At 61.3% G+C, this 10,924-nt stretch carries 8 protein-coding genes, 1 tRNA gene and 2 pseudogenes; 5 read left to right on the forward strand and 6 right to left on the reverse strand.

Annotated elements, in window-relative coordinates:
• Both OQK_RS15540 and OQK_RS15545 read right to left on the reverse strand, forming a co-directional pair.
• The coding region (locus OQK_RS15540; RefSeq protein ID WP_016773193.1) for a hypothetical protein at positions 1-1,171 on the reverse strand (1,171 nt) is incomplete at its 3' end.
• Positions 1,172-1,328: 157 nt separating this feature from the next.
• Entirely contained in the window at positions 1,329-2,747 is a 1,419-nt protein-coding gene (locus OQK_RS15545; protein WP_016773194.1) for a short-chain fatty acid transporter, read from the reverse strand.
• A 342-nt stretch (positions 2,748-3,089) separates the two neighbouring features.
• Between OQK_RS15545 and OQK_RS15550 the strand changes: the two genes are divergently transcribed.
• The 4 genes and pseudogenes from OQK_RS15550 to OQK_RS15560 all read left to right on the forward strand — a co-directional run bounded on the left by OQK_RS15550 (position 3,090) and on the right by OQK_RS15560 (position 6,650).
• Positions 3,090-4,403 (forward strand): MFS transporter, encoded by a 1,314-nt coding sequence (locus OQK_RS15550; protein WP_038861227.1) that lies wholly within the window; start codon positions 3,090-3,092, stop codon positions 4,401-4,403.
• 204 nt (positions 4,404-4,607) lie between these two features.
• Positions 4,608-5,294: pseudogene (locus OQK_RS32015) on the forward strand (PAS domain-containing protein); the annotation flags it as partial.
• 102 nt (positions 5,295-5,396) lie between these two features.
• Positions 5,397-5,834, forward strand: a pseudogene (locus tag OQK_RS32020) (methyl-accepting chemotaxis protein); the annotation flags it as partial.
• A gap of 216 nt (positions 5,835-6,050) precedes the next feature.
• Entirely contained in the window at positions 6,051-6,650 is a 600-nt protein-coding gene (locus tag OQK_RS15560; RefSeq protein ID WP_016773197.1) for a flavin reductase family protein, read from the forward strand.
• Positions 6,651-6,703: 53 nt separating this feature from the next.
• Here OQK_RS15560 and ggt read toward each other — a convergent pair whose 3' ends face one another.
• Positions 6,704-8,536 carry a gamma-glutamyltransferase gene (ggt, locus tag OQK_RS15565; protein ID WP_016773198.1) on the reverse strand — a complete coding sequence of 611 codons (1,833 nt, stop codon included), beginning with the start codon at positions 8,534-8,536 and terminating at the stop codon, positions 6,704-6,706.
• A gap of 182 nt (positions 8,537-8,718) precedes the next feature.
• Complete coding sequence (locus OQK_RS15570; RefSeq protein ID WP_016773199.1) at positions 8,719-9,174, reverse strand: hypothetical protein; 456 nt, start codon at positions 9,172-9,174, stop codon at positions 8,719-8,721.
• A 398-nt stretch (positions 9,175-9,572) separates the two neighbouring features.
• Here OQK_RS15570 and OQK_RS15575 point away from each other — a divergent pair, with 398 nt between their 5' ends.
• Positions 9,573-9,911: a helix-turn-helix domain-containing transcriptional regulator gene (locus OQK_RS15575; protein ID WP_016773200.1), complete on the forward strand. Its 339-nt coding sequence runs from the start codon at positions 9,573-9,575 to the stop codon at positions 9,909-9,911.
• A 188-nt stretch (positions 9,912-10,099) separates the two neighbouring features.
• Here the strand turns inward: OQK_RS15575 and OQK_RS15580 are convergent.
• Together OQK_RS15580 and OQK_RS15585 are read right to left on the reverse strand one after the other, a co-directional pair.
• Positions 10,100-10,176, reverse strand: a tRNA-Met gene (locus tag OQK_RS15580).
• 115 nt (positions 10,177-10,291) lie between these two features.
• On the reverse strand, positions 10,292-10,924 hold a 633-nt coding region (locus OQK_RS15585; protein WP_038860986.1), incomplete at its 5' end, for a methyl-accepting chemotaxis protein.

Raw genomic sequence — 10,924 nt, forward strand, 5'->3', positions numbered from 1 at the left:
ACAGAGCGGGTGCGGGCACGGCGGCCGCAGGCAAGGGCGCTTTCAGCTGTTGCAGTTGCGTCTTGACTGGTGCCGTGGCGCACTTGGCTGCGGCTTGTTCGGCGCTGAGGTCGCGGATCGATGTGTAGAACAACTCGCAGGTTTTGACCTTTTGCGTCACCTGCCATGTTTGCGTGCAACTGTTCAGCGTGGCCTGCGCATCGCTGCCCGGCTTGCTGCCCATCCCGGCCTGCCAGCAAGCCGCGCTCAAATCCTGGCCCATGACTTTCAGGCCCGCCGCGTCAGCCTTGGCCTGGGCATCGTCGCCGGTATAGCTCTTCGGATCGGCGGCGTACCAGATATAGCTCGGATGATTCGAGCCGAGCACCGGCACATTCAGCCCTTCGCTTGGACTGATGCTTGCCAGACCCAATACGCCAACTGTCGGCCCATACTGTTCCTTGATCCAGTTGCGCACCGGCGCCCCGAACGCAACCATCGGCAGCGTCGTGCCGCTGGCGGTCTGGCTGAACTGCTTGACCAGCGTGGTCTGGTAATCCTTGAAGTAGTCGTAGACGTCCTCCAGATCCCCGCCGGCATTGGACGGCGCGGCGATCGGCGCGATGTCGATGATGGTCTGATAAGCCGGCGTCTGCCCGGCGGGGATGCCGTTATCGGTCAGCAAAGTCGCCCAGCGGTCGGTAGTGTTCGAGCGCAGATAATCCTGCGCCTGGGTCAGCGAGTAATCGGGCGGGAAGTGCAGCAGCTCGACGCTTTTACGATTTTCCAAGGCCATGCCCAGCGGCAGGAACAGATACCAGCTATAGGCCCATTTGCCATCGGCATTGAGCTTGCCGGCGCCGGCATAAGCCAGGTCGCCGGCGTCGAGCAACGCTGACAGCGGCTTGTCATAGCCGTCCGGCACTCCGGTGATCTCGGCGTAGAGCTGATCGTTGTCGGTCTTCACCAGCACCTTGGCATCGGCGTAACCGTCGCGCTGTACGCTCTGGCTCAGGTAGTGAGCAACGGTCTGCTCCAGCGTCCAGTTGCGAAAGCAGATCACGCTGCAATTGTTGGGGTAGGCGAAGAGCCGGGTGACGCGCTCGGTGCTGCCCAGTTTCACGTCGATATCAGCGTGGACGGCGGCGCTTAGCGTCAGTGCAACGAGGGTAAGTCCTGCGAGTTTGAACATGCTCAGATCCTTTTCAGCGTGGGTTCCCCTTGATTTGGGGGCGCTTCATAGTGGATCAGTGGTGTTTGACAGAAAAGCGGTTGAGTATGGATTTCATGATTTCCACGCCAGACCTGTGCAAGCGAGCGCTCGCTCCCACAGGCCTGGCTCGTTTTTGCTACGGCATCACCGGCGGCGTATACGCCAATGTCGTCCCCAACGCCCACAACAGCAGCAGCACCAGTGGCGTGTGCACCAGCAGTTGCACAAACGAGAAGCCGATCAGATCCCGCGCCTTCAACCCGAGCACGCCCAGCAGCGGCAGCATATAGAACGGGTTGATCAGGTTCGGCAAGGCTTCGGCGGCGTTGTAGATCTGCACTGCCCAGCCGAGGTGGTATTGCAGGTCATTGGCGACTTGCATCACGTAGGGCGCTTCGATGATCCATTTGCCGCCGCCGGACGGGATGAAGAAACCGAGAATCGCCGAATAGACGCCCATCAGCAGCGCATAGGTGTCGTGGGAGGCGATGCTGACGAAGAAGGTCGAGATGTGATGCGCGAGGGTTTGCGCGTCGGCGCCTTTGACGGTGGTCATCAGCGCGGCGATCGAGCCGTACAACGGAAACTGGATCAACACGCCAGTGGTGGTCGGCACCGCACGGGCCACCGCATCGAGGAAGCTGCGCGGGCGCCAGTGCAGCAGCGCGCCGAGCATGATGAACAGAAAGTTATAGGTGTTCAGGCCGGAAATCGCGGTAATCGCCGGTTTGGTCGAAAACTCGTGAAACAGCCATCCCGCCGCCAGCAGCACCAACACGATGATCAGCAAAGGGCTGTGTTCCAGCCATTCGCCGGGGCGCGTGCGCGGTTGCAGCGGCGGCAGGTTGAACGCCGGGTCGATGCCGCAGGCCTTGGCGTCGCGTGCCGAATTCGGCCCGGGCGCGGTGGCGTAGGCGATGATGATCGAAATCACGATCAGTGCCAGCAGCATGACCCCGGACTGCCAGAGGAAAATGGTTTCGGTGAACGGGATCACGCCAGTGATCGACAGGATCGACGGCGGCAGGCTGCCCGGGTTGGCCTGCAACTGTGCGGCCGACGATGACAAGCCCAGCGCCCACACCGCGCCAAGTCCCAGGTATGCCGCAGCACCTGCGGCGCGGTAATCCATTTTCAGATCGGTGCGGCGGGCGAGGGCGCGTACCAGCAGCCCGCCGAATACCAGCGACAGACCCCAATTGAGCAGCGAGGCGACCATTGAGATCAACGCTACCCAGGCCACGGCGGAGCGGCCGTTCTTCGGGATGCGTGCCAGTTTGTCGATCAGCTTGACTGCGGGCGGAGAGCTGGCGACGACGTAACCGCCGATCACCACGAAGGCCATCTGCATGGTGAACGGGATCAGGCTCCAGAAGCCGTCGCCGAAGGCCATCGCTGCAGCGGTGGGTTTGGCGCCCATGGCCAAAGTGGCCAGCGCAACGATGATCACGGCCAACGCGGCGAACACCCAGGAGTCGGGAAACCAGCGTTCGGCAAAACTGGAACAGCGCAGGGCAAAGCGCGCGGAGCGGCTATCTTCGATATCAACGGCCACGGGAAGCACCTCGGATTTTTTATGGTTATTTTGATCCGCGGGAGCAGTCGCCCGGCTCGACAGCCACAGAGATCCCCTGTGGGAGCGAGCCTGCTCGCGAAGACGTCGGCACATTCAGCATCAGATTGTCTGAACTGACGTTTCGCGAGCAGGCTCGCTCCCACATGGGCGGCTGGTCGGTGTTGGCGTGGTCCCTTGGACAGGCGCTAACAGTAAATCAAGCGCCGCCCTTTTGTTGAGCAGGTTTTCGCAAACCGAGACTATGGTCTGACGGGTTGTCGATCCGCGCTTTTGCGTAGACCATGAGCGCCTTGGTTTTTGCCGATGCCTGAGTTCTTTGTCATGACTGCCAATTCTCCAGCCCGACCGGCGCCGTTCAGCCGTGCCGATTACAAGACCCTCGGCCTTGCGGCGCTCGGCGGGGCGCTGGAAATCTACGATTTCATCATCTTCGTATTCTTCGCACTGACCCTGAGTCAGCTGTTCTTCCCCCCGGAAATGCCCGAGTGGCTGCGTTTGCTGCAGAGTTTCGGCATCTTCGTCACCGGTTATCTGGCGCGGCCGCTGGGCGGGATTCTGATGGCGCATTTCGCCGATCGTCTGGGCCGCAAAAAGGTGTTCAGCCTGAGCATCCTGATGATGGCCCTGCCGTGCCTGCTGATCGGGATCATGCCGACCTACGCGCAGATCGGCTATTTCGCGCCCTTGCTGTTGCTGGCGCTGCGCATCCTGCAAGGCGCTGCGGTGGGTGGTGAAGTGCCGAGTGCCTGGGTGTTCGTCGCCGAGCATGCGCCTGTCGGCCATCGCGGTTACGCCCTCGGATTCTTGCAGGCCGGCCTGACCTTCGGTTACTTGATCGGCGCACTCACCGCGACCTTCCTGGCGCAGGTTTTCACGCCTGCCGAAATTCTCGATTACGCTTGGCGCTATCCGTTTCTGCTCGGCGGCGTGTTCGGCGTGGTGGGCGTTTATCTGCGCCGCTGGCTCAGCGAAACCCCGGTGTTCATGGCCATGGAAGCGCAGCGCGAGGCGCGGGTCGAGCTGCCGCTGCGCACGGTGCTGCGTGAACATCGTCTGGCCATGCTGCCGGCCATGTTGCTCACCTGCGTACTCACCTCGGCAGTGGTGGTGTTCGTGGTCATCACCCCGACCATGATGCAGAAAACCTTCGGCATGACCGCCAGCTACACCTTCGGCCTCAGTGCCTTGGGCATCGTCTTTCTCAACATTGGCTGCGTGATCGCCGGTCTGCTGGTCGACCGCATCGGCGCCTGGCGCACGGTCATGCTCTACAGCCTGTTGCTGCCATTGGGCATTGGCGTGCTGTATGGCTGTCTGATCATGGGCGGGCATTGGATCGGCATGGCCTATGCGGTCGCCGGCCTCGCTTGTGGGGTAGTGGGTGCGGTGCCTTCGGTGATGGTCGGGTTGTTCCCGGCGCGGATTCGCGTGTCGGGCATTTCCTTCACCTACAACATTGCCTACGCCGCCTGGGCGAGTATCACACCGCTGTTGCTGATTGGTCTGATGCCGTGGAGCCCCTGGGTCTGCGTAATCTTCTGTGCAGTGATGGGCGCGGTGGGAGTTCTGACGGCGGTGTATTTCGGTGCGCGCATGCCACGTACCGGACCGTGTCAGGCTGCCGGCGCTGCCTGAGCCGCAAGCGCCGGATTATTTTCGACTGACGGGTCTGGCGCTGGCTTCAGAAAAGCTGCGCAAGGCCGATGGCTAGGTTGTATCCGCTAACTACCCTGCCATCGGTGCTTTCCCATGTTCAATAAACGCTTGAAACAAGAGCTGGCTGCTCTGCGCGAAGAACTCTCCAGCCTTGTACAAGTGAAGGAAAGCCTGGAAAGCGAAATGCTCGCGCTGACCCTTGAGCCCGACGGGCGGATTCGTTCGGTCAACCAGAATTTTCTCGATGAAATGCTCTACAAGAGCCAGGACCTGGTCGGCCGGGCAATTGAAGACATCGTGCCGGCCCACGTCAAAACCGACGAATTCCATCAGCGCTTCAAAAACTCGATGAGCCGTGGCGAGCACTTCGCCGGCGCCGTGCGCCTGTTGCGCGGCAATGGCGACGAGGCGTGGCTGCGTTCCATCGTGCAACCGGTGCGCTCGTCCGATGGCCGGATCAGACACATTTCCTTCTACGCCAGCGACCTGACCCGCACCATCGAAGCCTCCCGCGAGCATGAGAACCTGATCGGCGCGCTGGTGCGCTCCACCGCCGTGATCGAGTTCGACCTCAACGGCAATGTGCTCTGCGCCAATGATCGCTTCCTCAACGGCATGGGTTACAGCCTGGCGCAGATCAAAGGCAAACATCACCGCACGTTCTGCGCCCCGGATGAGTACAACAGCGCCGAGTACCAGAACTTCTGGCGGCGTTTGAACAGCGGCGAATTCGTCGCAGGCCGCTTCAAGCGTATCGACAGCCATGGTCGTACGGTGTGGCTGGAAGCGTCCTACAACCCGGTGGTCGATGCCAACGACAAACTGTACAAAGTGGTGAAATTCGCCACGGTGATCACCGATCAGGTCAACCGCGAGCAGGCGGTTGCCGACGCGGCCAGCATCGCTTACAGCACCTCGCAACAAACCGACAGCACCGCACAACGGGGCACCACGGTCGTCACCGAAGCGGTCAACGTGATGCGTGATTTGTCGCGGCACATGCAGGCCGCTGGCGAAGGTATCGAGGCGCTCAACGAGCAGTCGCTGGTGATCGGCACGATCGTCAAAACCATCAGCGGCATTGCCGAACAGACCAACCTGCTGGCGCTCAACGCTGCCATTGAGGCGGCGCGCGCCGGTGAGCAGGGGCGTGGTTTTGCGGTGGTGGCCGACGAGGTCCGGCAACTGGCCTCGCGCACCAGCCAGGCGACGGACGAAATTGTCGGCGTGGTACGGCAGAACCAGGAAATGGCCCGCAATGCCGTGGCGCTGATGACCGACGGCAAGCTCCAGGCTGAACAGGGCCTGGCGCTGGCGGCGGAGGCGGGCACGGTGATCGTCGAGATTCAGGACGGTGCGCAGAAAGTGGTGGATGCGGTCGGCCAGTTTGCCAATCAGCTCTCTCACTGACACCGCACTGATCGTTCCCACGCTCTGCGTGGGAATGCCGCCCGGGACGCTCCGCGTTCCTTCGCTGGCGTGACGCAGAGCGTCACAGGATGCATTCCCGCGCAGCGCGTGGGAACGATCACCGAGGGGCAGCGCCGCATCTGCTCACTCCCACAGGTTCTGTGATTCTCCAGTGACAGCGCTACAATCGGCTCCTTTTCCTCCGGAGCAGATCCCATGAGCGTCTCCCACCGCCGTCCGGTGCCCCTGAACAAAGCCTACCGCCTGCTCAACCACGGGCCGACCGTGCTGGTCAGCGCTGTCCATGATGGCCAACGCAACATCATGGCCGCCGCCTGGGCCATGCCGCTGGATTTCGAACCACCGAAAGTCGCCGTCGTCCTCGACAAATCCACCTGGACTCGCCAGTTGCTCGAAGCCTCCGGCACTTTTGTGCTGAATGTGCCTTGCGTCAATCAGGCAGATATCGTGCAAACCGTCGGCAACACCTCCGGCCTGGAAATCACCCGCAACCAAGGTCACGACAAGTTTCAGGCGTACGGCCTACACACCTTCGCTGGCGAACAGATTGAAGCGCCGCTGCTTGAGGGCTGTGTCGCCTGGCTCGAATGCCGCCTGCTGCCGGAGCCGCGCAATCACGAGCAATACGACCTGTTCCTTGCCGAAGTCATCGCCGCCCAAGCCGATGAGCGTGTGTTCAGCGACGGGCGCTGGCATTTCGAGGGGCATGACGGCTTGCGCACGCTGCATCACGTTGCGGGCGGGCATTTCCTGAAGATTGGGGATGGGATGGATGGCAAGACGTTGGCGGTCTGATTTGCTCCCGGGAGAAGGCCTGCTGCTCGGCAGGCCTTTTTCAATGCGGTGTTTCAATCCCCCAACGCCTCTCCCTCACGCCGAGGATCGGCACCCCCCGTCAAGGTCGCTTTGCCCTGCGCGTCCTTCACCCGCACGATCGCCTGGGTGCCGCTGGTCATGTCGATTTCACTGACCGTGTGCCCTTTGTCTTTCAACGCCTGAATCAGCGCTGGGCTGAACTGTCCCTGTTCCAATTCGGTGGAGCCGTTGCGGCTGCCGAAATTGGGCAGGTTGATCGCACTTTGTGCATCGAGGTTCCAGTCGAGCAGGCCTATGGTGGTTTTCGCCACGTATTCGATGATCTGCGAGCCGCCGGGTGAGCCGACCGTGGCGACAAATTCACCAGTCTTGCGATCAAAGATCAGCGTCGGCGCCATCGACGAACGTGGGCGTTTTCCGGGTTCGACGCGGTTCGCGACTTTCTGCCCGTTCTCTTCGGGGATGAACGAGAAGTCGGTCATCTGGTTGTTCAGCAGAAAACCTTGAACCATCAGGTGCGAGCCGAACGCGGCTTCGATGGTGGTGGTCATCGACACGGCGCCGCCGAGATCATCCACCGCGACCACTTGCGAGGTCGAGATGCGCAACGGCGAGCGGTCCGGTGCGTAGGCAACCTGTACGCCCGGCGGTGTGCCCGGTTTGGCGCTGCCCATGCTGCGCTCGCCGATCAGGCTGGCGCGGCTGGCCAGGTAGGCAGGATCGAGCAGACCTTTGACCGGCACCGGGACGAAGTCGGTGTCGGCCACGTATTGCGCACGGTCGGCATAGGCCAGACGTTCAGCCTCGGCGATCAGATGCACCGCTTGCGGCGCCGGTTCGATGCCGGCCGGCCTATTGCTGTTCACCGGTTTGAGCGGGGTCAGCGACAGGCGTGGGTCGCGAGTCTCCAGCGCCTGCAACGTGCCGAGAATCTGCGCTACGGCAATTCCGCCTGACGATGGTGGCGGCATGCCGCAGACCTGCCAACGCTTGTAGTCGGTACACAGCGGCGCGCGCTCCTTGGCCTGATAACGCTGCAAATCGGTCAGCGACAGGCTGCCGGGGTTGGCGTGCTGTTGAACCTTGGCGACGATCTCTTCGGCGATCGGACCTTTGTACAGCGCATCGGCACCTTCGTTGGCGATACGTTTGAACACGGCGGCCAACTTCGGGTTTTGCAGGCGTGTGCCGACAGCTTTGACGCTGCCATCCTCATTCAGGAAGTACGCAGCCATGTCTGGCGACTGGCGTATCAGTGGATCGGCAGTCAGCAGCGAATGCAGACGCGGGGAAATCGCAAAGCCTTGCTCGGCCAGTTTGATCGCTGGCTCAAACAGCTTCGCCCAAGGCAAGCGACCGTGCTGCCGATGCGCCAGCTCCAGCGCCCGCAATACTCCGGGCGTACCGACCGAGCGGCCGCCGATCTGCGCTTGCGTAAAGGCCATCGGTTTACCATCAGCCTTCAGGAACAGCTCCTCGGTGGCCCCGGCCGGGGCCGTTTCGCGGCCGTCATAGGTGCGCACCTGCTTGCCATCCCACAACACAATCATCGCCCCGCCACCGATCCCGGAAGACTGCGGCTCAACCAGCGTCAACACCGCCTGCATCGCAATCGCCGCATCAATCGCCGAACCACCCTGACGCAACATCTCCCGCCCGGCTTCGGCCGCGAGCGGATTGGCAGCAGCGGCCATGTGCTTATTGGCGTGACGGGTTTGCAGATCAGTGCGGTAACCGGAAGCGGCTTCCGGTGCCAGCGGCAACGAGGAAGAGGGTGGGGCGTTGCATGCGGTGAGGGTCAGAGCGCTGACAAGCAGTGTCAGGGCTGGCAGGCGAAAGCGCTTCAAGGGCTGGGCTGGAAACACGCTGGCTCTCCGTCCGTGGGGTAAAAGTCATGGAGGACTTTATCGAGCGGGCCGGCGGGGTGCAAACCGCGTGGGGATTACAGCACTCCCGCTCAGCGGCCGCGCCAACGATTGGCCGAAAACGATGCCCGTGTGGGAGCGAGCCTGCTCGCGAAAGCGGTAGCTCAGGCGGTGCTATTTTCTTAGTTCTTAGTCGTGTGAAGTGTGCCGTCGGCCATTTTGCTCGGCAGCATTCCCAGCACAAACACGCTGGCCGGCCCGCCGGCGCCACGGATGGCCCAGTTCAGGCGCTGTTGCAAAATCCCGCCGCCGGCCAGACGCCCCAAAGCCAGGTCGGCGCCTATTGCCGTCGCGATCGCGGTGCTGGCGGATGGCATGAGCATGGCGCCGGCGACCATGATCTTGCCGAAGTTGCTGGCTGGCTCCTCGGCAGTGCCAGCGTCCGTGCGACACCAGTTGTCCGGCGTGCAGGACTTGGCAAATACCCTGTCTTCGCGTGGCTCGGGCGCAGGCCACTCATCCTTCTCGATGTACACCGGCTCCGGTGCTTTCGGTGGAAGCAAAGTAAACCAGGCCCTGCCACCGCTATACGGATTTAATAACCAGTCATCGTCGAGAAGGTATTTGTATTGACGCATGCCAACTCCCTGTATGGCGCTGAATCGAGCCAGGGGAGCTTGTCGATCGAAGGGCAATTCGGGGAGAGAGGGGCGGGTGCTTGAAGTGATGAAAAATCCAGTTCTTACGTGAGCAAAGCCTGCTTCCTACAGGGCTATCTCAGTCCAGCGGTTTTGCGCCTGGGTCAGGCGAAATTATCGTCGGTCGCGGCTGTAGTCTTTTCGTTTGAATGGCCGATTATGTCGGATTTCTCTTACAGATTATTCAGGTCGACAGCCTACGCGGCGTTGCCTGAGGATGGTTTCTGTACGGTTGCCAGGAGGTGCTTCACTTTTGCTGGGCGGTGGAACAAAACAAAGGCAGCAACACGACATCGATCAATCAAAAGAAATCTGGAAGGCGCTGAAGAGGTAGCTCAATGGAAAGCGTAAGCAATCACGAGGACAGTGTTCTCGAAATGCTGCGCACGGACGAGAATTTCGCTCTCGAATATCTCGTTGCAGCATTGGAAGAAATTGATGAAGAGGGCGGTGAGTCTGTGTTTCTCACCGCGGTGCGACGTGTGGTGGAAGCGAGAGGCGGTTTTGCCGCTGTCTCCAACGCAACCGGACTCAATAGAGGCAATCTCTACCGCCAATTTTCAGCAGATGGAAACCCAGGCCTTTCTACGCTACTGAAGGTGCTGTCTGCTGTGGGGCTCGGTTTGTCGAAGGTGGTCGCTCAAAGTCAGGATGATCAGGAACACACAGCAGCGTGATCCACCGTGGTAATAAGAAGCCCGGCTCGATGTCGGGCTTTCTGATTTTTTCCCTGCGGCATTTCTCTGATGGGGCACGTGGAATTGATCCGCTGACATTAAGCGGTAGGTTGCGAGTGAAGCAGAGCGCAACTTTTCTCGAGGCATAAAAAAAACGGCCTACCTTTCGGTAAGCCGTTTTTAGTACTTGGTGGCTACACAGGGACTTGAACCCCGGACCCCAGCATTATGAATGCTATGCTCTAACCAACTGAGCTATGTAGCCAAGTGGCGCGCATTATTCCCCTGAAATGGCAAAGCGTCAAGCGTAAATCGAAAATATTTCTTCCTGTTTTCAACCGCTTATCCTCCAGCCCCGAAAATCGGGGCCGGGGAGGGCGTCAGCGCAGTTGGAATCTGGCGGTATTGGCGCTCAGGGCCTCGCTGCCCTGGCTCAAGGTGTCCGCCGCGAGGTTTACGGCGCGTGCACCTTCAAGCAAACGCACCGCGGCCTGATCGACCTGCTGGATATTGCCGCTGACTTCGTCGGCGGTGCTGGCCTGTTCTTCAACCGCCGTGGCGATTTGCGCCAGGGTGTCGGTGACGCTCTGTACGGCGCTGGCGATTTCTCCCAGGCGTTCGCCGAGTCCGGTGACCGCTTCGGCATCCGATTGCGCCTGACCACAGGCGGCTTCCATCAGGCTCACCGCTTCGTTGACCGTGGCGCGCAGGCTGTCGACGGTGCCGGCGATCTGCGCGGTGGACGATTGCGTGCGTTGCGAGAGGCTGCGCACCTCGTCGGCGACCACGGCAAAGCCGCGACCCTGTTCGCCGGCGCGGGCGGCTTCGATGGCGGCGTTGAGTGCGAGCAGGTTGGTCTGCTCGGCGACGCCGCGAATGGTGTCCACGACCAGTTGAATCTGCTGGCCTTGCTCGCTGACCCGGCCAAGCGCGGCGGCGGTGTCGTTCAGGCGCTGATTGAGCTGCTGAATGCTGGCCGTGGTGCGCTGGCTGTCGCGGCTGCTGTCGGCGGC

Origin of the sequence: Pseudomonas sp. R62 (assembly GCF_000257605.1) — a bacterium.
Taxonomy (GTDB): domain Bacteria; phylum Pseudomonadota; class Gammaproteobacteria; order Pseudomonadales; family Pseudomonadaceae; genus Aquipseudomonas; species Aquipseudomonas atacamensis.

What these genes read in the sequence shown, in the direction of transcription:
- OQK_RS15550 (WP_038861227.1), top strand. Translation starts at nt 3,090, where the DNA reads ATGACTGCCAATTCTCCAGCCCGACCGGCGCCGTTCAGCCGTGCCGAT.
- OQK_RS15560 (WP_016773197.1), top strand. Translation starts at nt 6,051, where the DNA reads ATGAGCGTCTCCCACCGCCGTCCGGTGCCCCTGAACAAAGCCTACCGC.
- OQK_RS15570 (WP_016773199.1), bottom strand. Translation starts at nt 9,174, where the DNA reads ATGCGTCAATACAAATACCTTCTCGACGATGACTGGTTATTAAATCCG.
- OQK_RS15575 (WP_016773200.1), top strand. Translation starts at nt 9,573, where the DNA reads ATGGAAAGCGTAAGCAATCACGAGGACAGTGTTCTCGAAATGCTGCGC.